Origin of the sequence: Flavobacterium sp. H122, from assembly GCF_004959765.1 — a bacterium.
In the GTDB taxonomy this organism is placed as follows: domain Bacteria; phylum Bacteroidota; class Bacteroidia; order Flavobacteriales; family Flavobacteriaceae; genus Flavobacterium.
On record NZ_SJZD01000002.1, the window covers coordinates 192,099 to 218,345 of the forward strand.

The 26,247-nt window shown below is 35.6% G+C and carries 23 protein-coding genes; 18 read left to right on the top strand and 5 right to left on the bottom strand.

The window, feature by feature from the left end; genetic code table 11:
* Nucleotides 1–24: 24 nt before the first annotated feature.
* Nucleotides 25–1,317 carry an aminopeptidase P family protein gene (locus EZM65_RS04365; protein ID WP_136667329.1) on the bottom strand — a complete coding sequence of 431 codons (1,293 nt, stop codon included), beginning with the start codon at nucleotides 1,315–1,317 and terminating at the stop codon, nucleotides 25–27.
* Between the two features lie 99 nt (nucleotides 1,318–1,416).
* A complete protein-coding gene (locus tag EZM65_RS04370; protein ID WP_248574822.1) occupies nucleotides 1,417–1,968 on the bottom strand; it encodes a Crp/Fnr family transcriptional regulator in 552 nt (183 codons plus the stop codon).
* Nucleotides 1,969–2,074: 106 nt separating this feature from the next.
* Between EZM65_RS04370 and EZM65_RS04375 the strand changes: the two genes are divergently transcribed.
* The 10 genes from EZM65_RS04375 (at nucleotide 2,075) to EZM65_RS04420 (ending at nucleotide 15,530) form a co-directional block, all read left to right on the top strand.
* On the top strand, nucleotides 2,075–4,750 hold the full coding sequence (locus tag EZM65_RS04375; protein ID WP_136667331.1) for an exo-alpha-sialidase: 2,676 nt from the start codon (nucleotides 2,075–2,077) through the stop codon (nucleotides 4,748–4,750).
* A 131-nt stretch (nucleotides 4,751–4,881) separates the two neighbouring features.
* Nucleotides 4,882–5,700 (top strand): succinate dehydrogenase cytochrome b subunit, encoded by an 819-nt coding sequence (locus EZM65_RS04380; RefSeq protein WP_136667332.1) that lies wholly within the window; start codon nucleotides 4,882–4,884, stop codon nucleotides 5,698–5,700.
* Nucleotides 5,701–5,718: 18 nt separating this feature from the next.
* Nucleotides 5,719–7,728, top strand: coding sequence for a fumarate reductase/succinate dehydrogenase flavoprotein subunit (locus tag EZM65_RS04385; RefSeq protein WP_136667333.1), 2,010 nt, complete (start codon nucleotides 5,719–5,721; stop codon nucleotides 7,726–7,728).
* 27 nt (nucleotides 7,729–7,755) lie between these two features.
* Nucleotides 7,756–8,520 carry a succinate dehydrogenase/fumarate reductase iron-sulfur subunit gene (locus tag EZM65_RS04390; protein WP_136667334.1) on the top strand — a complete coding sequence of 255 codons (765 nt, stop codon included), beginning with the start codon at nucleotides 7,756–7,758 and terminating at the stop codon, nucleotides 8,518–8,520.
* Nucleotides 8,521–8,627: 107 nt separating this feature from the next.
* A complete protein-coding gene (locus EZM65_RS04395) occupies nucleotides 8,628–9,143 on the top strand; it encodes a thioredoxin family protein (RefSeq protein WP_136667335.1) in 516 nt (171 codons plus the stop codon).
* Between the two features lie 98 nt (nucleotides 9,144–9,241).
* Complete coding sequence (locus tag EZM65_RS04400) at nucleotides 9,242–10,423, top strand: YfaP family protein (RefSeq protein WP_169051633.1); 1,182 nt, start codon at nucleotides 9,242–9,244, stop codon at nucleotides 10,421–10,423.
* Between the two features lie 2 nt (nucleotides 10,424–10,425).
* The gene (locus EZM65_RS04405; protein WP_136667336.1) at nucleotides 10,426–11,541 is read left to right on the top strand and encodes a polysaccharide deacetylase family protein; all 1,116 of its coding nucleotides are present in this window, start codon (nucleotides 10,426–10,428) and stop codon (nucleotides 11,539–11,541) included.
* A gap of 76 nt (nucleotides 11,542–11,617) precedes the next feature.
* On the top strand, nucleotides 11,618–14,437 hold the full coding sequence (locus EZM65_RS04410) for a GH92 family glycosyl hydrolase (protein WP_136667337.1): 2,820 nt from the start codon (nucleotides 11,618–11,620) through the stop codon (nucleotides 14,435–14,437).
* 5 nt (nucleotides 14,438–14,442) lie between these two features.
* Nucleotides 14,443–14,766: a hypothetical protein gene (locus EZM65_RS04415; RefSeq protein ID WP_136667338.1), complete on the top strand. Its 324-nt coding sequence runs from the start codon at nucleotides 14,443–14,445 to the stop codon at nucleotides 14,764–14,766.
* Nucleotides 14,763–15,530, top strand: coding sequence for a nitrilase family protein (locus tag EZM65_RS04420; protein ID WP_136667339.1), 768 nt, complete (start codon nucleotides 14,763–14,765; stop codon nucleotides 15,528–15,530). The genes EZM65_RS04415 and EZM65_RS04420 overlap by 4 nt, the downstream gene beginning before the upstream one ends.
* An 80-nt stretch (nucleotides 15,531–15,610) precedes the next feature.
* Here EZM65_RS04420 and EZM65_RS04425 read toward each other — a convergent pair whose 3' ends face one another.
* The gene (locus EZM65_RS04425) at nucleotides 15,611–17,206 is read right to left on the bottom strand and encodes an Ig-like domain-containing protein (RefSeq protein ID WP_136667340.1); all 1,596 of its coding nucleotides are present in this window, start codon (nucleotides 17,204–17,206) and stop codon (nucleotides 15,611–15,613) included.
* 36 nt (nucleotides 17,207–17,242) lie between these two features.
* Nucleotides 17,243–17,926, bottom strand: a complete 684-nt coding sequence (locus EZM65_RS04430; RefSeq protein WP_136667341.1) for a ComF family protein — start codon at nucleotides 17,924–17,926, stop codon at nucleotides 17,243–17,245.
* Between the two features lie 67 nt (nucleotides 17,927–17,993).
* Here EZM65_RS04430 and EZM65_RS04435 point away from each other — a divergent pair, with 67 nt between their 5' ends.
* Nucleotides 17,994–18,845, top strand: coding sequence for a hypothetical protein (locus tag EZM65_RS04435; RefSeq protein WP_136667342.1), 852 nt, complete (start codon nucleotides 17,994–17,996; stop codon nucleotides 18,843–18,845).
* Nucleotides 18,846–18,913: 68 nt separating this feature from the next.
* Nucleotides 18,914–20,455 (top strand): glycine--tRNA ligase, encoded by a 1,542-nt coding sequence (locus tag EZM65_RS04440; protein WP_136667343.1) that lies wholly within the window; start codon nucleotides 18,914–18,916, stop codon nucleotides 20,453–20,455.
* A gap of 127 nt (nucleotides 20,456–20,582) precedes the next feature.
* On the opposite strand, the gene EZM65_RS04445 is transcribed toward EZM65_RS04440, so the two are convergent.
* The gene (locus EZM65_RS04445; RefSeq protein ID WP_136667344.1) at nucleotides 20,583–21,173 is read right to left on the bottom strand and encodes a riboflavin synthase; all 591 of its coding nucleotides are present in this window, start codon (nucleotides 21,171–21,173) and stop codon (nucleotides 20,583–20,585) included.
* Nucleotides 21,174–21,229: 56 nt separating this feature from the next.
* Between EZM65_RS04445 and pdxA the strand changes: the two genes are divergently transcribed.
* The 6 genes from pdxA to accC all read left to right on the top strand — a co-directional run bounded on the left by pdxA (nucleotide 21,230) and on the right by accC (nucleotide 26,212).
* Complete coding sequence (gene pdxA / locus EZM65_RS04450; RefSeq protein ID WP_136667345.1) at nucleotides 21,230–22,273, top strand: 4-hydroxythreonine-4-phosphate dehydrogenase PdxA; 1,044 nt, start codon at nucleotides 21,230–21,232, stop codon at nucleotides 22,271–22,273.
* A 90-nt stretch (nucleotides 22,274–22,363) separates the two neighbouring features.
* Nucleotides 22,364–22,885 (top strand): DUF177 domain-containing protein, encoded by a 522-nt coding sequence (locus EZM65_RS04455; protein ID WP_136667346.1) that lies wholly within the window; start codon nucleotides 22,364–22,366, stop codon nucleotides 22,883–22,885.
* 9 nt (nucleotides 22,886–22,894) lie between these two features.
* Nucleotides 22,895–23,089: a 50S ribosomal protein L32 gene (gene rpmF, locus EZM65_RS04460; RefSeq protein ID WP_014165712.1), complete on the top strand. Its 195-nt coding sequence runs from the start codon at nucleotides 22,895–22,897 to the stop codon at nucleotides 23,087–23,089.
* Nucleotides 23,090–23,255: 166 nt separating this feature from the next.
* A complete protein-coding gene (locus EZM65_RS04465; protein WP_136667347.1) occupies nucleotides 23,256–24,254 on the top strand; it encodes a beta-ketoacyl-ACP synthase III in 999 nt (332 codons plus the stop codon).
* Between the two features lie 20 nt (nucleotides 24,255–24,274).
* A complete protein-coding gene (gene accB, locus EZM65_RS04470; protein WP_136667348.1) occupies nucleotides 24,275–24,763 on the top strand; it encodes an acetyl-CoA carboxylase biotin carboxyl carrier protein in 489 nt (162 codons plus the stop codon).
* Between the two features lie 99 nt (nucleotides 24,764–24,862).
* Nucleotides 24,863–26,212 carry an acetyl-CoA carboxylase biotin carboxylase subunit gene (gene accC / locus EZM65_RS04475; RefSeq protein WP_136667349.1) on the top strand — a complete coding sequence of 450 codons (1,350 nt, stop codon included), beginning with the start codon at nucleotides 24,863–24,865 and terminating at the stop codon, nucleotides 26,210–26,212.
* The last annotated feature ends 35 nt before the right edge of the window (nucleotides 26,213–26,247 follow it).

A 26,247-nucleotide genomic window follows, 5' to 3' on the forward strand; every position in this document is an offset into this window, starting at 1 on the left:
TCAGTCTTTTATCTGACTGTCTCTTTAGCTATTCATTAAGCTTTCAATTTCGTCAGCTTCAATAGGGATGTTTTTCATTAAGTTGAAAGGTTCACCGTTTGGTTGGATTACAACATCATCTTCTAAGCGAATTCCAAATCCTTCAGCAGGGATATAAATACCCGGTTCTACAGTGAATACCATATTGGCTTGCATTGGTTCGTGTAATAAACCATAATCATGTGTGTCCAAACCTAAATGGTGTGACGTACCATGCATGAAATATTTTTTATAGGCTGGCCAGTCAGGGTTTTCATTCTGTACATCAGCTTTATCAATTAAACCTAAACCTAATAATTCAGATGTCATTATTTTTCCTACTTCTACATGGTACTGTTTCCAAAGTGCTCCTGGAACTAACATTTTTGTAGCTTCATTTTTCACATTTAAAACGGCATTGTAAACTGCACGTTGTCTGTCAGTAAAACGCCCAGAAACCGGAATAGTACGAGATAAGTCACTTGAATAGTTTGCATATTCGGCTCCTACGTCTAATAATAATAGATCTCCGGCATTACAAACTTGGTTATTTTCAATATAATGCAAAACATTGGCATTATTTCCAGAAGCAATAATTGGTGTGTAAGCGAATCCTTTCGAACGGTTACGTAAAAATTCGTGAGCAAATTCTGCTTCAATTTCATATTCAGTCACTCCTGGTTTTACGAATTTCAGAATTCTGCGAATTCCTTTTTCTGTAATGTTACAAGCAGTTTGCATTAAATCGATTTCTATTTGGTCTTTTACAGAGCGTAAACGTTGTAAAATAGGATTTGATTTTTCTACTTTATGCGCAGGATAGTTTTCTTTCCACCATTTAATAAAACGATCTTCACGAGTTTCGGTTTCTACAGAAGAACGGTAATGTTCGTTTGTGTTGATATACATAGTGTCTGCATACATCATCACTTCTTTTAATACTTTGTGAAAATCTTGTAACCAATACACAGATTTGATCCCAGAAACTTCAAAAGCTCTTTCTTTAGTTAATTTTTCACCTTCCCAAACAGCGATATGCTCATTGGTTTCTCTTAAGAAAAGTATTTCTTTTAAATGTTCATAAGGTGCGTTAGGGAATAATAATAAGATACTTTCTTCTTGGTCAACTCCTGATAAATAAAAAATATCTCTGTGTTGGGCAAAAGGTAATGTACTATCAGCACTTACTGGATAAATATCGTTACTGTTAAATACCGCAACTCCGTTTGGCTTCATTTGTGCCATGAAATTCCTGCGGTTTTTTATGAATAATTCTCGGTTTATTGGTAAATATTTCATTTTAATTATTTTTTAGATAACCAAAATTACTCAAACCTTTTTATTTATATGTAGCCAAAAGGCGCGAATTTTAGATTAGATAAAAGCTAAGCAAAAAAATTACAGAGTATTATTCTTTCTAATTCTGCTCATATGTCTTGTTGAAATACCTAAAAATGAAGCTAAATAATGTAGCGGTACTTCTTGCAGTAATTTGGGTTCAGAGGCTAAAAGCTTTTTATAACGTTCTTCGGGTGTTAAAGCCAATAAGTCAATACGATAATCATCTATCAGGCAGATCTGGCTTTCGATCAAGTCGTAATAAAACTGATGAAATTCCGGATTATGATTTCTAAGGCTTGTGAAATCTTCTAATGAAATTACTAATAATTCGGTATTTACTAACGCTTTGATTTGTTTTCGGGATGGTGTTTGGGTTAAAAAACTTTTTAAGGATGAAGTGAAAGTGTTTTTTAAAGATAAGTAAGTGGTCTTTTCTTCATCATCAATTGAAATGGCATGCTGTAAAATCCCTGAAACTACGAAACAAAAGTGATTGCAGACATCGTTTTGTACAACCAAAAAATCATTTTTCTTTAGAGACAAAGGTCTGAAATGGTCTTTGAAATTTTTAATTACATCACTAAAATCGATGCTGTTTTCTAAAACCATATTTTTTATTTTAACCATAAACCTGAGAAAAGTTAAACTTACTGATGTCGTAAATTTATGAAGGAATATTGTATTATTTTTATGGCTTAATCAAAACTTTGACTTAATGAAAAGTTATTACGCAATTCTTTTTTTCTTTTCTATAATGCAGTTTTCGGCTCAGACAGCATCTTCGGAGGTTCAAAGGGCTTTAAATAAAAAACAGGAACTTGAGCAGACATCATGGTTTAATCAGTACGATTTTAAAAATATTGGACCTGTAATTATGAGTGGGCGTGTGGTTGATTTAGCTGTTAATCCTGTAAATCCAACAGAATTTTATGTGGCTTATGCATCTGGAGGTTTGTGGTATACAAATAATAATGGCAACTCATTTATTTCTGTTTCTGATACAGCACCAACACAAAATTGTGGTTCTTTAGCTGTGGACTGGAAATCAGGAACAATTTGGTTAGGTACCGGCGAAGTAAATTCTTCCCGTTCATCTTATGCTGGTGTTGGATTGTTGAAATCTACCGATAAAGGCAAGACATGGGTGAATATAGGATTGCATGATTCGCACCATATCAGCAAGATAGTGGTAAATCCAAATGACAGTAATGAAATTGTTGTTGGTGTTATTGGTCACTTGTATACCAAAAATGAAGAAAGGGGAGTTTTTAAAACCACAGATGGTGGTAAGACATGGAAAAAAACTTTGTATGTAGATGATGAATCCGGTGTCATTGACGTTGCTGTTGTTTCTGATAGTTTTAAAATTCAGTATGCTTCTGTATGGCAGCGTAACCGCAAAGCATGGCATTTTGAAGGAAGCGGAAAATCTTCAGGGATTTACAAGAGTCTTGACGGCGGGAATACATGGGTTTGTGTAACGAATGGGGATAACGGTTTTCCGCATAATGAAGGTGTTGGAAGGATAGGCATTTCGGCTTATGATGAACATACCGTTTATGCTGTTTTAGATAATCAAAATAAAAGACCTGGCACGGTTAAAGATAATGCGTCAAAAGATGCTGATAAGGCAATGGTAGAAACAGATGTTATAGGGGCTGAAGTTTATAAATCTATTGATGGCGGAATTTCATGGGTACGGACACATGATAAATTTTTGGATGACTTGTATTACAGTTATGGGTATTATTTTGGAAATATTTCTGTAGATGCTAAAAATAAAGACAGATTAATAATAGGAGGTGTGCCTTTGCTGTTGTCTGAAGACGGCGGAAAATCATTTATAAATATTGATAAAGAAAATGTTCATGCAGATCATCATGTAACTTGGATAAACCGAAATAATCCCAACCATATTATAAACGGGAATGATGGAGGTGTTAATATTTCTTTTGACTCAGGCAAATTCTGGAATAAGTGCAATAACTCTGTTGTAGGGCAGTTTTATGCCATAAATGTTGACGAACAGGAACCATATAATGTTTATGGAGGTTTGCAGGATAATGGGATTTGGGTAGGGCCTTCAAATTATGAGCCAAGCCTGGAATGGCATCAAAGCGGTAAATATCAATATGAGCAATTGGGTGGCGGCGACGGTATGCAGATTCAAATAGATAAGAGAAACCCGGCTATCGTGTATGCGGGTTCCCAGCATGGCTATTATTCCAGAATAGACCGGTTGAAAAATAAGCGGACTCAAATTACACCTAAGGCTGATAAAAACGAAAAGCCATTTCGCTTTAATTGGCAAACGCCTGTTTTGCTGTCGCATCATAATCAGGATATTGTTTATTTAGGATCTAATTTTTTACACCGTTCTATGAATCAAGGAGATTCCTGGGAAATAATATCTCCCGATTTGACAAAAGGTGCAAAAGAAGGAAATGTACCTTATGGGACATTGACAACAATAGCTGAAAGTCCATTGAAATTTGGACTAATCTATGCAGGAAGTGATGATGGATTGGTTCATGTAACCCGAGACGGAGGGGCTAACTGGATTAAGATTTCGGATAATTTGCCACAAAATTTCTGGATTTCCAGAGTAGTGGCTTCGGTATATAAAGCTGAAAGAGTCTATGTTACGCTTAACGGGTATAGGAATGATGATTTTAAAACAATGATCTATGTATCTGATGATTATGGGCAAAACTGGAAATCAATTGCATCGAATTTGCCTGACAGCCCTGTGAATGTTATTGTTGAGGATCCTAAAAATGAAAATTTATTGTTTGCAGGAACTGATAATGGTTTGTATGTTACTTTGGACAGAGGTTTAAGCTGGCAGGATTTTTCGGAAGGTATTCCAAACGTGGCTGTTCATGATTTAAAAATTCAGAAGAAAGCAAATGATATAGTGGTAGGAACACACGGACGGTCAATTTATAAAATCAATATTGAACATCTACAATTGTTGAATAGTGATATTGTAAAAAAAGACATCCATTTGTTTGCAGTTACTCCCATTCAAAAGCAAAAGTATTGGGGTAATTCCTATAATGTCTGGTCAAAAGCTTTTGAGCCTAAATTGGAAATATGTTTTTTCTCGAAAGAAAACAAAAAAATAATTTTAGAAGTTTTTAATCCTTTTAATCAAAAGATTTTGTCCAAAGAAGTGAATGCTGTGCAGGGCTTGAACAAAATTGAATATGATTTAACTGTGACGGAAGATGCTGCGAAAGAATGGAGAAAGAAGGATTCTAAAGCAGAATTAAAATCAGCAAAAAACGGTAAAACCTATCTGCCGGTTTCAAAAAATAGGATTGTAATAAATTCTTTGGGAGATAAATGTGAAACTAATCTTTTGATTACTAAGGAAGACCTTCGCTAGTCAGCTGTGGGAAATTGTTAAAATTGAGGCTTTTTAAATTCATTATAAATAACAATTGTTTAGTTGTATATGCGTCTATTTTAATTTATTTTTGCTTGATTTTTTAAAACTATACAATCAATCTAAATACTATGGCAAAATCTGCACTTCTAAAGTCATCGCTTGCAAAAAAATACTGGATGGCTCTTACAGGTTTATTTTTATGCTTGTTTTTGGTAGGCCACTTAGCTGGTAACTTACAGTTAATTTTCGGCGATGCATTACAGTTCAACAAGTATGCATTGTTCATGACTACCAATCCAGCGGTAAAATTACTTTCTTACTTAACGTACATTTCAATTATTTTCCACGCTGTTGACGGGATTATGTTGACTATCGAGAACAAAAAAGCACGTCCGATAGGTTATGCAATGAACAGTCCGCAAAACAGCAGTTCTTTAGCATCGAGAAATATGGCGGTTTTAGGAACTGTGATTTTGATATTCATCGCAACACACATGACTAACTTCTGGGCAAAAATGCACTTCGATAAAAATATGCCTTTGCAAAAAATTACTATCGAAATGCAGCCGGGTATGAAGAATGATTTTTATGTTACTACTGACGGTGGTTATGTGCCTGCTAACGATCCGTCTTACGTAATTAAAAACAAAACGGAAATCTATGATGCTAATGTAAATGTAAAGATCAAAGATGCTTACAAAGATTTACATAAAATCACTTTTGCTTTCTTTAAAGATGAAAAATTAGGATTGGCGTTCACAATATTTTACGTATTATCAATGGCTGTGCTGGCTTTCCATTTATTGCATGGTTTCCAGAGTGCATTTCAGTCATTAGGAGTTAACAATAAATTCACACCGGCAATTAAATTGTTCGGAACAGCATTCGCAATCATTGTGCCTTTATTGTTTGCAATCATTCCTCTTTTCATTCACTTTACAAAATAATCAACATCAGAATATATTATGAAGTTAGATTCTAAAATACCAGAAGGTTCTATTTCAGAGAAATGGACTAATCATAAAAATCATTTAAAACTTGTTGCGCCTAATAACCGTCCAAAAATTGATGTAATCGTTGTTGGTACCGGATTAGCCGGAGCTTCGGCTGCTGCTTCATTAGGTGAAATGGGGTATAATGTAAAAGCATTCTGTTTTCAGGATTCTCCCCGCCGTGCGCACTCAATTGCTGCACAAGGTGGTGTGAATGCTGCAAAAAATTACCAAAATGATGGTGACTCAGTTTACCGTTTATTTTACGATACAATTAAAGGTGGTGACTACCGTGCCCGTGAGGCAAACGTTCACCGTTTAGCTGAAGTTTCAGGAAACATCATCGACCAGTGTGTGGCACAAGGAGTCCCTTTTGCACGTGAATATGGTGGGATGTTGGATAACCGTTCATTTGGTGGTACACAGGTACAACGTACATTTTATGCTGCTGGTCAGACAGGGCAACAGTTGTTGTTAGGAGCTTATTCGGCTTTATCCCGTCAAATTGGTTTAGGACGTGTGAAAATGTACAACCGTCACGAGATGCTGGATATCGTTAAAGTTGATGGTAAAGCCCGTGGTATTATTGCCCGTGATTTAATCACAGGTGAAATTCAACGTCATTCTGCTCATGCGGTAATCATTGCTTCAGGTGGATACGGAAATGTTTATTTCTTATCAACAAATGCAATGGGTTCTAACGTAACAGCTGGATGGAAAATTCACAAGCAGGGAGCTTTATTCGCTAACCCTTGTTATGTACAGATTCACCCAACATGTATTCCTGTACACGGAACAAATCAGTCAAAATTAACTTTGATGTCTGAATCGTTACGTAACTCAGGACGTATTTGGGTACCAAAGAAAAAAGAAGATGCAGAAGCAATCCGTGCAGGTAAATTAAAACCGACACAAATTGCTGAAGAAGATAGAGATTATTATTTAGAAAGAAGATATCCTGCTTTTGGTAACTTAGTACCGCGTGACGTAGCGTCCCGTGCAGCAAAAGAGCGTTGTGATGCAGGTTACGGTATCGAGGCTAATGATACTAATGAAGGGGTTTATTTAGATTTCTCTTCAGAGATTATAGCTAAAGGTAAGCAAGCAGCTTACGCAAAAGGAAACCATAATCCTTCTGATGCAGAAGTTACTGCTTTAGGAAAACAATGGTTGGAAGAAAAATATGGTAACTTATTTACCATGTACCAAAAAATTACGGATGAAAATCCATACGAAACACCAATGAAAATTTACCCTGCGGTTCACTATACTATGGGTGGTGTTTGGGTTGATTATAATTTACAGTCTTCAATTCCAGGATGTTTCGTAGCTGGTGAAGCTAACTTCTCTGATCACGGTGCAAACCGTTTAGGAGCATCTGCTTTGATGCAAGGTTTAGCTGATGGATACTTCGTATTGCCTTACACAGTTTCAAATTATTTAGCTGATGAAATCCGTACAGGTAAAATCTCTACTGATTCTGCAGAATTTGCTGAAGCAGAAAAAAGAGTACAAGACCAAATCAATTTCTTCCTTAATAATAATGGAAACAAGTCAGTAGATCATTTCCACAAAGCTTTAGGAAACATTATGTGGAATAAAGTTGGTATGGGAAGGAATGCACAAGGTTTAAATGAAGCTATTGCAGAGATTGATGCTTTACGCAAAGAATTCTACAAAGATGTTTTTGTTCCTGGTTCTGCAGATGAAATGAATCCAGAATTAGAGAAAGCTATTCGTGTGGCTGACTTTATGGAATTAGGTCAATTGATGGCTATGGATGCATTACAGCGTGAGGAATCTTGTGGAGGTCACTTCCGTGAAGAACATCAGGATGCTGAAGGAGAAACGTTGCGTGATGATGAAAACTTCTCTTTTGTTGGAGCTTGGGAATACCAAGGTGAAGACATTAATAAAGAAGTGTTGCACAAAGAAGAGTTGAAATACGAGTTTATCAAAATCGCTGCTCGTAACTATAAATAATAGTTAACAGCTTAAAAAGTAAAGATTATGGCATCAAAAAAAACCATCAATATAAAATTAAAAGTTTGGCGTCAGAAAAAAGCTTCTGACAAAGGACAAATGGTAGATTATTCATTAAATGATGTTTCTACAGACAGTTCATTCTTAGAAATGATGGACCAGTTAAACGAACAATTGGTTGCTGAAAAGAAAGAACCTATCGCTTTCGACCACGATTGCCGCGAAGGTATTTGTGGTATGTGTTCAATGTTTATCAATGGTCGTGCACATGGTCCGGATACAGGTATCACTACTTGTCAATTACACATGCGTATGTTTAATGACGGTGATACTATTTATGTTGAACCATGGAGAAGTAAAGCTTTCCCTGTAATTAAAGACTTAGTTGTTGATAGAAGTTCTTTTGACAGAATTCAGCAGGCTGGTGGTTTCGTATCTGTAAACACTTCAGGTAATACTATCGATGCTAACACTATTCCTGTTCCAAAACCTGATGCTGATAAAGCTTTTGAAGCTGCAGCTTGTATTGGTTGCGGTGCTTGTGTGGCAACTTGTAAAAACGGTTCGGCAATGTTATTCGTTGGGGCAAAAGTTTCTCAATATGCGTTGTTGCCTCAAGGTAAAGTTGAAGCTACAGACCGTGTATTAAACATGGTTCGTCAAATGGATGAAGAAGGATTCGGTAACTGTACTAATACAGGAGCTTGTGAAATTGAATGTCCAAAAGGAATTTCTTTAGAGAATATCGCCCGTATGAACAGAGAGTTTCTTAAAGCAAGTCTGGTAAAATAATTCAAAAGCGTCTTCGGGAGCTTTTAACCCTGAAAGAGTTACCAACTCTTTCAGGGTTGTTTTTTTAAAATGGCCTGCTTTTTGTATATTCACAAAAAAATAGAATCATGAAGAAAATATATTTATTCTGTTTGTTGTTAGTTACAGCTTTGAGTTTCTCACAAACAGCAGAAGAAAAAGAAGAAAAGAAAAAGAAAATCGAAGCCGAAAAAGCTTCGTTGTCTAAGCCGTATCATGAAATGGAAGATGCTGATGCCAAAGTAAAAGAACTTCTTGTTCAGGCAAAAGCGGAAAATAAAAATATTATCCTTCAGGTAGGAGGTAACTGGTGTATCTGGTGTTTGCGGTTAAATGATTTTATCCAGAAATCAGATGAATTAAAAAGTGCAATAGATAAGGATTATATTTTTTACCATTTGAATTGGTCACCAAAAAATAAAAACGAAAAATTCTTTGCTCAATATGGTAACCCGGGTGAAAAACAAGGCTACCCTATTTTTATGGTCTTAAATAAAAAAGGAAAATTAATTCATGTTCAGGAAACAGGTTCTTTAGAAGAAGGAAAAGGGTACAGTGCTGAAAAAATTAAAGCATTCTTTGATACCTGGAAATCAAAAAGCTGATACTTTGTTATATAATCATATTTAAACGCATTCAAATTACTGAATGCGTTTTTTGTTTATGCCGGCTTAAAAATTATATTTGTAAGAAAATTCTAAAAATGAAGTCAATAAACAAACTATTTTCACTCTTCTTGTTTTTAATTGTTTCCCAAGCATTTTATGCGCAGTCATCAAAAGAAATTTTAGTTCTGAGTGCTGTTGTTAAAGATAAAGCGATTCCTGATGCTCAGGTGATTTTTCAAAAAAACGGAGAACAATCCATTCCATTGTACACTGATGGAAGAGGTAAAGTTCAAATCCCTAATGAATTTCAGGACGGGACAGATTTAACAATCATAATTAAAAAAGAAGGTTATTCTACTTTAGTGTCTAAATGTTCTTGCGGGGGACTGACTTACGCAATAAGCCCGGTAATGGAAGAATTAGACGGTATGCGTATTGTTTTAAGCTGGGGAAGTGCTCCAAATGATTTGGATTCACATCTTTCGTATCAGGGAGGCTATGTTTGCTATCATCAGAAAGATGCTTCTCAGGCAAACCTGGATGTTGATGATACAGATAGTTATGGCCCGGAAACAATTACGATTACCAATAAAATTCAAGGAAAAAAATACGTTTACGCCGTACATAACTTTTCAGATAAGGATAATTCAAATAATAATAGACTATCTACGATTAGCAGAGCTAAAGTGTACGTTTATATAGGTAATACGTTAATAAGAACTTATTCACCGCCTGCTAATGTAAAAGGAACGGTTTGGATACCGTTTATTATTGATGAAAATGGAAACCTGGTGGATGTAGGCGATTTCAAAAATGCGACTTCATGGGAAGGTGTGCGTTCAATATTAAGAGATTATAGATTTGATGCCGGTAATGCAGTAGTTGATGCAGATGCGGTTCAGGAATCAGCAGACTTAAACAAACAGGGAGAAAGAGCGTATCACAGTGGTAATCTGGAAGAATCTGTAAATTATTATCAGGAAGCAATAGAACTAAACCCAAGAAACGGTCAGGCATATAGTAATTTAGGTTTGTCATTCCAAAAAATGAACCGTGAGGCTGAGGCATTATGGGCAAATAGAAAAGCAATTGATTTGGCTGCGGGTAATAAAGCAAATGTTGTGAGAGCAAGTTCGTATTACAATATCGCCAAGATTTACGAGAAAAAAGGACAATGGAATAATGCATTGCAAAACTATAAACTGGCAAAACAAAATAATGCAAATCCGGTTTATGATAAAGCAATTGTAAGAGTTGCAGCAAAAGTAAGAGCATAGTCATGAAAATTAAATTTTTGGGTCTACTCTTATTTGTTTCTTTTAATTCTTTCAGTCAAAGAGATTTTGCAAAAATCGACCGTTCCGTATGGCCGTTTCCAATCAATTCAGCAACTGATTTTGATGCAGCGTCAAAAATGGAAATGCTTGTATTTTTAGAAGTATTTAATGAATACGCAGGTTTAAACCAAACTGAATTATCTCAAAAAACCGGAGTGAAAAATGTAAATATTACATCGGTTAAAAAATGGGAAAGCAAAACCAAAAACATACTGTTGGATAATTTTAAAAGCCTTTCTTCTGAATCATTGTCAACTTTTGTTTCTGTGAAAAAAAATAGTGACTGGAATACTTTGACTGCTTTTCAGTTGGGAAAAAGTATTCCGGCCAATCTAAAAAACTGGTATTATTCCTCAAAAATTTTCTATGAGGATTATTTGGCTGAATTATATCGCTTAGCAGCATTGAACCCAAGAATTACAAGTGAAATTGCTGTAATAGACAACACCGAAATTACCGGAGATAATTTTAATCAAAAACATTTTCTGCTGACTTTTGATGATGGGCCTACACCGCAAAACGGAAATACAGACAAACTTTTAAAAGTATTGGATGAATATAATTTAAAAGGGATATTTTTTGTTCTGGGTGATAATTTCAAACAAAGATCAGATGTGTCTTCGGCTAAATCGATTGAAGGATTATACGTTGAAAATGTAGTAGGTTCTCATGCAAAAATCCATAAATCCCATCAGAATTTTGCAGGCTGGCAGTCTTCTCTGGATTTCACACAAAATACAATCAAAGCAACCATAAAACAAGAAAGCCCTGTTTATTTCCGACCTCCTTACGGACAACGAAATAAGACTTTGGTGGATTACGTTAACAGTCATCAGTCAAAAGTAGTGTTGTGGAATATGGATTCACAGGACTGGAATAATAACATGACGGCAAAGCAGGTTGCAGACAGACAGATTACTTTGATGCTCCTCTGGCGGAAAGGAATACTGCTTTTCCACGATATTCACCCAAAAGCACAAAAGGCAGTTCCTGTAATTCATGACTATTTTAAAAAAGCAGCTATAAATTGGATTGATCCAAATGTAATCCAATTGTAGTTTTTCAGATATTTTAAAAAACGCATTCATTGATTTGGATGCGTTTTTTTATCTTTGGAATAATCAAAACAGACTAATGAGTACTTTTCGTTTCCAGCTTTTAATTCTATTTTTTACTAATTGTGTTTTTTCACAGGATTTTGCAAAACACGTTAATCCTTTTATAGGTACCGATGGACACGGACATACATTTCCCGGAGCGACATTGCCTTACGGAATGGTGCAGCTGTCACCGGATACCCGTGTTGACGGCAGTTGGGACGGATGTTCAGGTTATCATTATTCGGATAAGATTATTTATGGATTTTCTCACACTCACTTAAATGGAACAGGGTGTTCTGATTATGGGGATATTATGTTGATGCCATCAATGGGTGAGCCATCATTTGATAATAAAGTATACTCTTCAACTTTTTTGCATGCTAATGAAAAAGCATCCGCTGGATTTTATGGTGTAAAGTTGGATAAAAATAATATTGATGTTCGATTAACTTCTTCAACTCGTGTTGGTTTTCACGAATATACGTTCAATAAAGAAGGGCAAGCCAACATCATTTTAGATTTGAATCATCGCGATAAACTTCTGGAAGGAAGAATCAGAGTAATCGATAATAAAACCGTAGAGGTTTTAAGAAGGAGCGAAGCTTGGGCAAAAGATCAATATGTTTATGCTCGTATCGAATTTAATGTGCCTCTGAAAGTTAATCTGGTAAAAGGAGAAAATACCAAGTTGGAGGGGCTGTATAAAGGTACTCAATTGGCCATTAGTTTTTCAAAACAAGTCAAAAAAGGAGAGAAAATTTCTGTCAAAGTTGCACTTTCACCAACAGGTCATGATGGGGCAAAATTGAACATGTCTGAAATCAAGCATTGGGATTTTGAAAAAGTAAAAAAAGATGCAGAAATAGTCTGGAATAAAGAATTATCCAAAATCGAGGTAACTTCAAACGATAAAGATAAGCTGACTGTTTTTTATACAGCATTATACCATACGATGATGCAGCCTAATATCGCGGAAGACTTGGACGGCAAATACCGTGGCCGTGACAACAAAATCCATGTGGCTGATACGTTTGATTATTACTCGGTGTTTTCATTGTGGGATACATTCCGCGGTGCACATCCTTTGTATACGTTAATTGATAAAAAAAGAACATCGGATTATATCAATACTTTTATAAAACAATACGAACAGGGCGGACGATTACCGGTTTGGGAATTGGCATCTAACGAAACCGATTGTATGATTGGGTATCATTCTGTTTCCGTTATTGCCGATGCCATGGCTAAAGGAATCAAAGGATTCGATTATAAAAAAGCTTTTGAAGCCTCAAAACATTCGGCTATGCTGGATCATTTAGGTTTGGAAGCCTATAAAAAGAACGGTTTTATTTCGATGGACGATGAACATGAAAGCGTTTCCAAAACTTTAGAATATGCTTACGATGATTGGTGTATTGCTCAAATGGCAAAAATCTTGAACAAAAAAGAGGATTATGCTTACTTCATGAAGCGTTCCCAAAACTGGAAAAACGTCTTCAACTGGGAAACGGGTTTTATGCAGCCAAAGAAAAACGGTGGTTGGGACAAGCCTTTTGATCCGCGTGAAGTAAATAATAATTTTACCGAAGGCAATTCATGGCAGTATTCTTTTTTTGTGCCTCAGGATATCCAAGGCTTGATAAAAGCACATGGTGGAAAAGGAAAATTTGAAGCCAAGCTGGACGAAATGTTTAACAGTGAAAGTAAAACTACCGGCCGGGAACAGGTTGATGTTACCGGATTGATTGGTCAATATGCTCACGGGAATGAACCAAGCCATCACATGGCCTATTTATATAATTATATAGGCAAGCCAGAAAAAACGACAGCAAAAGTACATTACATCTTAAATAATTTTTACAAAAATACGCCTGACGGACTCATAGGTAATGAAGACTGCGGTCAAATGAGTGCCTGGTACGTATTGAGCAGTATGGGGATTTATAATGTTACTCCTGGAGAATACAGCTGGGATTCTGTAATCCCTTCATTCGAAAAAGTTATCATCAAAACAGAGAATGGCGTTAAAACATTAGACGCTAAAACGCCAAAAAGCTATTTCAGATATTTAGATACGGATTTTGAAAAGTATGCTAAAACAGATGATTTCAATGTTTGGCATGCTGAAATAGGAGAGAACATTATAAAAGATATTACACCTGTGCCAGTAATCAAAGCTTCAGGTAAATCTTTTAAGGATAAAATGAATATCTCGTTTGATACTTATGGTAAAGATGCAGAGTGTTTTTATAGTATTAATGATTCTGAATTTAAAAAATTTGACAGGGAATTAATTTTAAATGAATCGGCAAAAATTAAATTCTTTTCAACCGATGGTTCTAAAAAGAGAAGCGACACTATTTCTGCTGAATTCTTCAAAAAACCAAATAACTATACCATTAGCCTCAAATCAAAATACAATCCGCAATACCATGCCGGAGGCGTTGAAGGTTTGATTGACGGTATTTTTGGTTCTGAAAATTGGAGAAAAGGGGATTGGCAAGGGTATCAGAGTCAGGATTTTGAATGTGTTATCGATAGACAAACTAGTTCGCCTATCAATAGCATTAGTGCCAATTTTTTGCAGGATCAGCGTTCGTGGATTTTAATGCCAAGTCAGGTAGAATTTTATGTGTCAAATGATAATATCAATTTTGAACTTATCGAAAAAATAAATAACGACATTGATCCTAAAATGGATAAGAATATTTTAAAATCATTCGACAGTAATAAAAAAATGTCTTCAGCCAGATATGTAAAATTAATAGCTAAAAACTTTGGTAAATTGCCTGAATGGCATCAAGGCTTTGGAGGAGATGCTTTTATTTTTATTGATGAAATTACAATTAAATAATTTATATGAAATTCTTTTTTTTAATTAAGATTTTATTGCTGCTTTTCTTATTCCAAGAAGAAAACTTTGTAGGTGTTTACCATAGTGAAAACCAAGGAGATTTTATCTTTAGCGTAAAAATAAAAAATGATAAAATTTTTATTAAACAGGGGGACAAGATAGAAAATTGCAAAATTTATAAGAAAGCTAGTGAAAGTTATTTTTTTGATGATAACCGTGAGAAGATAATAATTATAAAAGAAAAAAATAATTTGGTTCTAATACCTACAAAGTCTGGAAGTGAAAAAAGTATTAGGTTGATTTATTTAATTAGTTTTGAAAAAAAATGAAAATAGCCATAATCCAATCAGATATAACTTGGGAGAACCCAAGTATCAACCGAATAAATTTCGAAGAAAAAATCAAGTCGATAGATGAAACTGTCGATTTAATTGTTTTGCCTGAAATGTTTTCAACAGGTTTTACAATGAATCCTTCTGTAGTTGCAGAAACGATGGATGGAGAAACGGTTTCATGGATGGTTTCTGTAGCGAAAAATAAAAATACAGCCATAACAGGAAGCTTAGTAATCACTGAAAACGGAAATTACTATAACCGTATGCTGTTTGTTTTTCCAAATGGTGAAATTCAAAAGTATGATAAAAGGCATTTATTTTCTTTAGCAAAAGAAGAGGCTGTTTTTACGCGTGGAAATGACAAAGTAATTGTGGAGTATAACAATTGGAAAATATGCCTGCAAATTTGCTATGATTTGCGTTTTCCTGTATTTGCACGAAATGTAGAGAATTATGATATGCTGATCTACGTAGCGAGTTGGCCAAAACCGCGTATTAATGCTTGGGATATTTTGCTACGTGCGCGAGCTGTCGAGAATCTTTCGTACGTTATAGGTGTAAATCGAGTAGGGACTGATGGGAGCCAACTCGAATATGTGGGGCATTCGCAGGCCGTTGATCATTTAGGGAATTATGTCCTAGAACCTTTTGAGAATGAAACCATCAAAATCTTTTCGTTTGATAAAAATGAAATGCTGGAAACCCGTTCAAAGTTGAATTTTTTGAATGACAGGGATGTTTTTACTATTGTAGACTAAAGAATAAAAATTAACGATTTTTGATCGCGTAAGTAGTGAAAATTCTAAAATTAAAAATCGTTAATCATCAATCAAAAACATTACTTCCCTAAATCCACATCCTGATTGACATCCCAATTCGCTCTTACATCAATTTCCGTAGGGTAATGGTATACTTCTTCGGGCTGGCGGTTTTCTAAAAAAGAGCCGGTATCCCATTGCTGGTTGTTATTGGCGTCGTAAATGATACGGACAGAATATTTTTGAGGCTCAATAAGGAAAAATTCAACTTCCGGTTCTTTGGAGACAAATCGGGTGTATAAAACTTTTCCTTTATCATCTGTTAAATCTACAATTACAGGATATGATTTTACATTTTTTAAAACTAATTTCAGATTCCCGTAATCCGTCATTGCTTTTGTTGAAAATGTAAATTTAATGCTGTCATTTTTTTGGCCCAAGTAATCCTCAACGGCATCAGGCAATAAATTGAAAGTGTATTTTTCGTTTTCTTCTTTTTTAAAAAGCACGTCCATGGTTTGATTAAAGCCGTCATAGGTTGTTTTGAAATTTACTTTTGAAGAATCTTTTTTGGTTAAACTCATTTTAGACCCGTCAAACTTTTCAAGCGGTGTTGCCGAAATAACCTTCAAATTGCCATTTAATGCAAGCACATTGTCTTTAGAGCTTAATTTTAAAGTGTCATTTTTCTGATTTTTGAATTGAACAGTAAAATCCTTGTTGAATTTTGGATGATTAACTGTCAGACTGATAGAATCGTTCTTTAAAGGATTTACCCAAACCTGTAATGAGTCTTTTTCAGGGAATTTAGTAACCCGGTTAAGTAAGGGATTTCCTTTATAAGTTGTTTTTACTGCTGCATCTTTTGGATTGCCTTCGTAACCCACAATAATCCTGTTTCCGGAAGCCTGGGCAGGTTTTTTTGCGGTAAATCCGACTTCTTCTTTGAATAATTCCAGTTCAAAAATCGATTTGTCTGGTACAGTAATGGTTTGGTTGTAAAAGCCTATTTTGTCCTTTTTAGAATCAAATTTGTAATTGCTTGAAGTTTCTTTTAAAGCAACCAATTTGTATTTTCCGGCTTTAATATTTTCCAGTTTGAAAGTAGTCAAGCTGTCAGATGTGTTGGTGATATATCTCGGTGATTCTTTGTAAATGATGGAATCTTTATAGTTTTCATCTACTTCGTACAGCATTACATTAACAAAAGGAGGCGTCTTTTTTTCGAATGCATCTTTAATAGATCCTTCAACAGTTAATGAATCCAGTTCTTTTCCTGTAGAGAAAACATATTTAAAATTTTTCAGAACATTTCCTTCATTGTTGTCGATGATACTTTCGCCAAAATTGAAACTGTAAGTAGTGTTGGGTTTTAAGGTATCTGCGATTTTAATAATCATGTGTTTGCTTACACCGCCTTGAGGTAAAACAGTTAAGGAGTGTTTTAAAAGCGGGGAAACAATCAGGTTTTTTTGAAGGTCCTTTATTTTGATATATTCGTCAAATGTTATCTTGATGGTTTTCTCATTAAAATCTGTCGATAGGTTTTTAGGATAACTGCTGATAATTTTCGGAGCAGCAACATCCTTATCTCCTCCGGTAATAGAACCACGTTTAGCGCAGCCAGCCAAAGCAATCACAAATAAAAAAATATAACCAAAGTGTTTGTTTTTCATAAGAGCATTATTCTTCTGCAAAATAACAATATTTATTTAAGATTGCGAAAACCCAATAGTCACGATGCTTATTTTTGCCCCGGAAAATTTTAAAAGTGCTTTGCCGCAGGTTTCAAGTGTGGCTCCTGTTGTGAGTACATCATCAACCAAAAGAAAATGCTTGTTGCTGTAATCTTCATTAGTATGGCAGTCAAAAGTGGTTATTGATACTTTATTTCTTTCTGTGAGTCCTTTTTTAGATTGGGTTACCGCATATTCGCTTCGGTAGAGAATATCATTCTTTAACGGAATTTTAAGTTCGTTTGACAATGCCTGACAAAAGGTGTCAATTTGATTATAGCCTCTTTCTTTGAGTCTTTTTTTGTGTAATGGTACAGGAATGATGTAATCGATGGTTTTGATTATTTCCAAAGCAGAAAAATCCTGCGAATACCAATTACCTAAAACTGTTCCGATTTCCTGTTTGTCCTTATATTTTAAATTGTGTATCAAATGCTGCCCGATTCCTTTTTTATGATAATACATCATTGCGGAGGCATGCTCAATCGGTATTTTCCCTTCAAATTTTTTATAAGCTTCGTTTCTTGAATCATTTAAATGATTGGTTAAGGGAATGTTATGACGGCATTCCAGACAGATTATATTCTCACGCTCCAAAAGTAAATTCTGACAGCCTTCGCATACTTTCGGGAAAAATAAATTTAACAGTTTTTTAAGCATTTCATCGATTTTATTTTTTAGAATAAAACTAATAAAATATTTTAGCAAAAAATAATGACCCTAAACAATGTCGGTAAAATCCTCACTAACAATATTTAAAATTGCTTCTGTTGCTTTTTTGTCAGCAACTTTTGCAATCGGGGTCAAGTATTATGACACTGTAGAAAGATACAGAAAACTTCAGGAAGAAACGAAGATTGATAAAGAAGCGTACGCTAACGATTTAAAGGAAATTCTGAACCGTTATGATGCGGAACTGCAAAAAAACAGAGAATTTCTGGCATCAAACGGGATGGCAATAAAAGAGGAAGTTGTAAGGATGAATAATCTGTACACTGTTGAAAAGAAAATAGTTCCGGTACAAAATGTCGCAAATTCCTATTTGAAAAAAATTGACTCTTTTCAAAGTCAGCTGAAAAAACAAAACGACGAAAATAGCGACTTGGTCTCGCAGGTTTCTGTGCTGAGGGAGAAAAATAAAGAGCTGAACAAAAAAAACTCTGAAAATGAGACTATCATCGCAACTTCAAAAAATCTTACCGCTACTAACGTTGCTGCAAACGGAATAAAAATTGTTGCAAACAACATTATTGAAACCAAACGTTTTAATGCAACACAGCAAATAAAAGTTTGTTTTACATTACTTGAAAACAAAGCGGCGGTAAAAGGCAACAAGGATATTTATATTCAAATAGTAAACCCTGATGGTAAAGTAGTTACCAAAAACGGAGAGGTTTTAGAAACTAAAGATAAATTATTGAGTTACAGTGCAAGGACAAACGTGTACTATGATAATGAGGAACTTGATGTGTGTGTGTTTGTTGATCCAAACAGACAGGATATTACAAAAGGAGATTATGAACTTAATATTTATTCAGGAATTAATTTAATAGGAAACACTGTTTTTACACTTAAATAACAATTTTCAACTAATAATTATGAAGGTAAACGGATTTTTTAAGTCCGTTTTTTTATTTTTGCAACACTATGGCAAAACAAGAAGATTTATTTAAAAATGTTATTTCGCATGCTAAAGAATACGGATTTATATTTCCGTCAAGCGAAATTTATGATGGTTTGAGCGCTGTATATGATTACGCTCAAAACGGGGTAGAGTTAAAAAAGAATATCAGAGACTATTGGTGGAAATCAATGGTGCAGATGCATGAGAATATTGTGGGTATTGATGCTGCGATTTTTATGCATCCAACCACGTGGAAAGCATCGGGTCACGTTGATGCATTTAATGACCCATTGATTGATAACAAAGATTCTAAAAAAAGATACCGTGCCGATGTTTTAATTGAGGATTATGCCGAAAAATTAAATCAAAAAGCACAAAAAGAAATCGAGAAAGCTAAGGGGCGTTTTGGTGATGCTTTTGATGAAGCACAATTTGTTGCAACTAATGAAAGAGTAAAAGGGTATTTAGACCAAAAGAATGCTATTCTTCAAAGAATGGCTAAAGGTTTGGATTCCGGTGATTTGGCTGATGTAAAAGCATTAATTGAAGAATTGGAAATTGCCTGCCCGGATTCAGGTTCTAAAAACTGGACAGAAGTGCGTCAATTTAATTTGATGTTTGGTACTAAGCTTGGAGCTTCTGCTGATACGGCGATGGATTTATACCTTCGTCCGGAAACTGCTCAGGGTATTTTTGTAAACTTCCTGAATGTTCAAAAAACAGGACGTATGAAAGTGCCTTTTGGTATTGCGCAGACAGGTAAAGCTTTCCGTAATGAAATTGTGGCGCGCCAGTTTATTTTCCGTATGCGTGAATTTGAACAAATGGAAATGCAGTTTTTTGTAAAACCGGGTGAAGAAATGAAGTACTACGAGTATTGGAAAAATACACGTTTGAACTGGCATTTGTCGTTAGGATTAGGACGTGAGAACTATCGTTTCCATGACCATGAAAAATTAGCACATTATGCTAATGCGGCGGCTGATATCGAATTCAACTTCCCATTCGGATTCAAAGAATTGGAAGGGATTCATTCACGTACCGATTTCGATTTAAAAGCACACGAACAATTTTCAGGTAAAAAACTGCAATATTTCGATACCGAGGAAAACAGAAACTATGTTCCATATGTAGTAGAAACTTCGGTAGGTTTAGACCGCATGTTTTTGGCAGTTTTCTCAAAAGCATTACAGGAAGAAACATTGGAAGATGGTTCTACAAGAACTGTTTTGCGTTTGCCTTCAGTATTAGCACCGACAAAAGCTGCTGTTTTGCCATTGGTGAAAAAAGATGGTTTGCCTGAATTGGCAAAAGAAATCATTGAAGACTTAAAATGGGATTTCAATGTGGCGTATGATGAAAAGGATGCGGTTGGCCGTCGTTACCGTCGTCAGGATGCACTAGGAACACCTTTCTGTATTACAGTTGACCATCAAACGCTGGAAGATAAAACAGTTACTATCCGCCACCGTGATTCAATGCAGCAGGATAGAGTTGCTATTTCTGAATTGAGAGGAATTATCAGTAATGAGGTTTCGATGCGTAACTGGTTGATGAAGATGTAAAATGTCTCACTGAGCTTGTCGAAGTGTAAATTCCAAATAACAAAAATAAAATCCCAAACGGTCACTGAGCTAGTCGAAGTGGAGTTTGGGATTTTTTTATTTCTTATCTGCAATTGGAATTTGTTGTTTATGCCTGTAGTTCATGCAATCGTTTTACATATTTCCCAATCACATCAAACTCTAAGTTTACTTTTGTTCCTATTTTAAAAGAATTAAAATTGGTGTGTTCGTAAGTATATGGGATAATCGCGACGCTAAACTCGTTGATTTTTGAATTTACTACAGTTAGGCTCGTTCCGTTTACGGTGATGGATCCTTTTTCAATGGTGATGTTGTTTAGGCTTCTGTCGTATTCGAAAGTGAAATACCAGCTTCCATCTGCTTCTTCTATATTTTTGCAGATTGCTGTTTGATCCACATGACCTTGAACGATGTGTCCGTCCAGACGGTCTCCCAGCTTCATGGCGCGTTCTAAATTAACTGCATCGCCAACCTGCCAGTCACCTAAATTGGTTTTGTCGATCGTTTCTTTAATGGCAGTAACCGTATAAATATCATCTTTAATTGAAACCACGGTCAGACAAACGCCATTATGAGCTACACTTTGGTCGATTTTTAACTCATTTGTGATGTCTGCCCGTACAGATACGTGTATGTTTTCGCCCTCTTTTTCAAGTCCCGTGATGGTACCAAGAGTTTCTATGATTCCTGTAAACATTAACTGATTAATTTTAGTAAATTTGCATTCAAAATTAGCATAAATACATTAAAGCGATGACAAAAAAAGCAGAAAATATAATCGTAGGAATCTCGATTGGTGATTTGAACGGCATAGGAAGCGAGGTAATACTGAAGTCGTTTGAAGACAACCGTATGCTGGAAATGTGTACGCCTGTAATTTTTGCTAATGTGAAAATTCTTTCATTCTTAAAAAAACAATTGAATTTAAATATCAATCTGCATGGGATTGATAAAATCGATCAGGCTGTCACAGGTAAGATAAATGTGCTTAATGTGTGGCGTGAAGGAGTGAATCTGGAATGGGGTGTGGAAGATCAGAATGTTGGGAAATACGCCGTTAAATCTTTTGTTACGGCTGTTCAGGCATTAAAAGAAGATAAAATAGATGTTTTGGTTACTGCTCCTATCAGTAAGGCTAATATACAGAGTGAAGAATTTTCATTTCCCGGTCATACTGATTATCTGAATAAGGAATTAGAAGGTGACGCATTAATGTTTATGGTTCAGGATTCACTTCGTGTAGGTTTGCTGACAGATCATGTGCCAATTAATGAAGTGGCTAAACATTTGACGGAAGATTTGATAAGAAGAAAAATCAAAACGATAAATAAGTCTTTGATTCAGGATTTCGGAATCAATAAGCCAAGAATTGCTGTTTTGGGGTTGAATCCTCATTCAGGTGATAATGGGGTGATAGGTGATGAGGAGGAAAAAATATTAAAACCTGCTTTAAAGAAAATTTTTGAGGAGGGAGTTTTGGTTTTCGGGCCGTTTTCAGCCGATGGATTTTTTGGCAGCGGACAATATGAAAAATACGATGCGGTTATTGCAGTATACCATGACCAGGGATTAATTCCGTTTAAGACTTTGTCTTTTGGGAAAGGAGTGAATTATACAGCTGGTTTGAATAAAGTGCGTACTTCTCCGGATCATGGAACCGGCTATGATATTGCCGGAAAAGGATTGGCAGATCACAGTTCGTTTACGGAAGCAATTTATACAGCGATAGATATTTTTAAATCGCGTAATGAGTATTTGGAAATGTCTGAAAATCCTTTAAAAGTTAAAGAAAAGTAGTTATAAACAAAAAAATGTTTATAACCCTTTTGATTTTATAAATAATTTATATCTTTGCACACCCTAATTAGGGAGCAAATTGTTGTTAAGATGAAAGTTACGAATGATTATTTAATTCCTTATGTGGGATTAAAGCTTGGGAAACATCAGTTTGAATACCAGATTAGTAAATCGTTCTTTGATTACTTTGAGTATGATGAGTTTGAATCGTCAGATATTAAAGTAAGCCTGGTGTTGGATAAACAAAGTAGTATGCTTGAATTAAATTTTAAGCATAAAGGTACTGTAAATGTACTTTGCGATGTTACGGGTGAGCCTTTTGATATGCCTGTTAAAGGAAAATTAAAACTTATTGTTCGTTTTGGTGATGAATACAATGACGACAATGAGGAGTTGCTGATCCTTCCTTACGGGGAACATCAAATTGATATAGCGCAATACATTTATGAAATGATTGCTTTATCTATACCATTAAAAAGAGTTGGTCCAAATGCAGAGGAATTTGAATTGGAAGAACTTAATGACATAGAAGTTAAAGAAGAACAAGAAATTAAAGAAGAAGAAATTGACCCGCGTTGGGCAGCATTAAAGAAACTATTAACGGATAAATAATTTTGTAAAATGGCACATCCTAAGAGAAGACAATCGTCGACAAGAAGAGACAAAAGAAGAACTCACTATAAAGCAACTGTTGCTCAAATCGCTACATGTCCAGTGACTGGAGAGGCGCATTTATACCACAGAGCTTACTGGCATGAAGGTAAAATGTATTACAGAGGTCAGGTAGTTATTGATAAATCAGTAGCTGTTGCTTAATACGTTTTAGTAAAAGATGAACTAACTCTCACCATGTGAGAGTTTTTTTGTTGGAGTTAATTCAACTTTTCAAAAAATTGAAAATATTTGGTTTCTAATTTGAAGAATTTTTGTAATTTCATCGTCTTTTAGACGAAAGATTAGAAAGTCATAATTTTTAGACTTTATGAATAAAATGACTGCTGCAATAACTGCTATAGGTTCCTATGTTCCTGACTTTGTTTTATCAAATGAAGTTTTGGAAACAATGATTGATACTACTGATGAATGGATTACCACCCGTACAGGTATCAAAGAAAGAAGAATCCTTAAAGAAAAAGGAGCCGGGACTTCTTATATGGCCATAAGAGCCGCGAAAAATCTATTTGAAAAACATGGTGTAAATCCTGAAGAGATTGATTTGGTAATCATGGCAACTGCTACTCCGGATATGCCGGTAGCCTCTACAGGTGTATATGTGGCTACGCAAATTGGAGCGGTAAATGCTTTTGCTTTTGATTTACAGGCTGCCTGTTCTAGCTTCCTTTATGGAATGTCGACCGCTGCAGCTTACATTCAATCAGGGCGATATAAAAAGGTACTTTTAATTGGGGCAGATAAAATGTCGTCAATTATTGATTATACAGACAGAGCAACCTGCATTATCTTTGGAGATGGTGCAGGTGCTGTTCTTTTTGAGCCTAACGAAGAAGGATTTGGTTTACAGGATGAAATTTTAAGAAGCGACGGTATAGGCCGTGAATATCTTAAAATTGATGCCGGAGGGTCAATCCTGCCAGCTTCAAAAGATACTGTAGAGAATGGACAGCATACTGTTTTTCAGGATGGTAAAACGGTTTTCAAATACGCTGTATCAGGAATGGCTGACGTGAGTGAAAAAATCATGCAGCGCAACCATTTGTCGCATGATGATGTAAACTGGTTGGTGGCGCATCAGGCGAATAAGCGTATTATTGATGCTACAGCTGAACGTATGGGATTAGACGAATCAAAAGTACTGATCAATATTCATCGTTATGGAAATACTACTTCGGCTACTTTGCCATTAGTATTATGTGACTTTGAAAAGCAATTGAAAAAAGGAGATAACATTGTTTTTGCCGCATTTGGGGGTGGCTTCACTTGGGGAGCTATTTACTTAAAATGGGCGTACGATACTAAATAATAAACCAAAATCGAAATATCATGGATATTAGAGAAATTCAAAACCTAATCAAATTTGTAGCAAAATCAGGTGCTACTGAAGTAAAATTAGAGATGGATGATTTCAAAATCACTATCAAAACTATAGCGGAAGGTGCTGAAACAACTTATGTGCAACACGTTCCTATGCAGGCTGCTATGCCGCAAATGCCGGTAGCTGCTGCTCCTGTGGTTGCTGCTCCTGCTCAGGCTGCTCCTGTTGCTGAAGTTGCTGTTGAGGAGACATCTAAATACATTACAGTGAAGTCACCTATGATTGGGACATTTTACCGTAAGCCATCTCCGGATAAACCAATGTTTGTTGAGGTAGGTTCTACAATTTCTAACGGAGATACTTTATGTGTTATCGAAGCAATGAAATTATTCAACGAAATTGAAAGTGAAGTTTCAGGAAAAATCGTTAAAATTTTAGTTGATGATGCATCTCCGGTTGAATTCGATCAACCATTATTCTTAGTAGATCCATCTTAATTTTAGACTTTTAGATTTTTTAGATTTTTAGACCTGTAAAATGTTTATCAATCTAAAAATCCAATAATCCAATTGTCTAATAATCTAATTTGAAAAAGGATGTTTAAAAAAATATTAATAGCAAACAGGGGAGAAATTGCACTTCGTGTAATTAGAACCTGTAGAGAAATGGGAATCAAAACCGTTGCGGTTTATTCTACAGCAGATGCAGACAGCTTGCATGTTAAGTTTGCTGATGAAGCAGTTTGTATTGGTCCGGCGCCTAGTAATCAATCGTATTTGAAAATGTCAAATATCATTGCGGCGGCTGAAATTACTAATGCAGATGCAATACACCCGGGTTACGGATTCTTATCAGAGAATGCTAAATTCTCTAAAATCTGTCAGGAGCACAATATTAAATTCATTGGTGCTTCTCCTGAAATGATTGAAAAAATGGGAGACAAAGCTACTGCAAAAGCTACTATGAAAGCTGCAGGAGTTCCTTGTGTTCCAGGTTCAGATGGTATTTTAGAATCATTTGAAGAAGCAAAAAGAGTAGCTAAAGAAACTGGTTATCCAGTAATGATGAAAGCTACTGCAGGTGGTGGTGGTAAAGGTATGCGTGCTATCTGGAAAGAAGAAGAGCTTGAAAAAGCTTGGGAAAGTGCGCGTATGGAAGCTGCGGCTGCTTTTGGAAATGACGGTATGTACATGGAAAAACTTATTGAAGAGCCACGTCATATTGAAATCCAGATTGTAGGTGATTCTTACGGAAAAGCTTGTCACTTATCAGAAAGAGACTGTTCGGTACAACGCCGTCACCAAAAATTAACGGAAGAAACCCCGTCACCTTTCATGACTGACGAATTACGTCACAAAATGGGTGAGGCTGCGGTAAAAGCGGCTGAATTTATCAGCTACGAAGGAGCTGGTACAGTGGAATTCTTAGTTGATAAGCACCGTAATTTCTACTTCATGGAAATGAATACCCGTATCCAGGTAGAACATCCAATTACTGAACAAGTAATTGATTACGATTTAATCCGCGAGCAAATTTTAGTTGCAGCTGGTGTGCCTATTTCAGGTAAAAACTATCTGCCGCAACTGCATTCAATTGAATGCCGTATCAATGCTGAGGATCCATACAATGATTTTCGTCCGTCGCCAGGTAAAATTACTGTTTTACATGCGCCGGGAGGTCATGGAGTGCGTTTAGATACTCACGTATATGCTGGTTATACAATTCCGCCTAATTATGACTCTATGATTGCGAAATTGATCACAACAGCTCAAACCCGTGAAGAAGCAATTTCGAAAATGAAACGTGCTTTGGATGAATTCGTGATTGAAGGTATCAAAACAACTATTCCGTTCCACAGACAGTTAATGGATGAGCCGGATTATGTTGCTGGTAATTATACGACTAAGTTTATGGAAACTTTCAAAATGAAAGAGCCTAAAAATTAATAAAAAAATAGCCCTGAAATTCAGGGCTTTTTTGT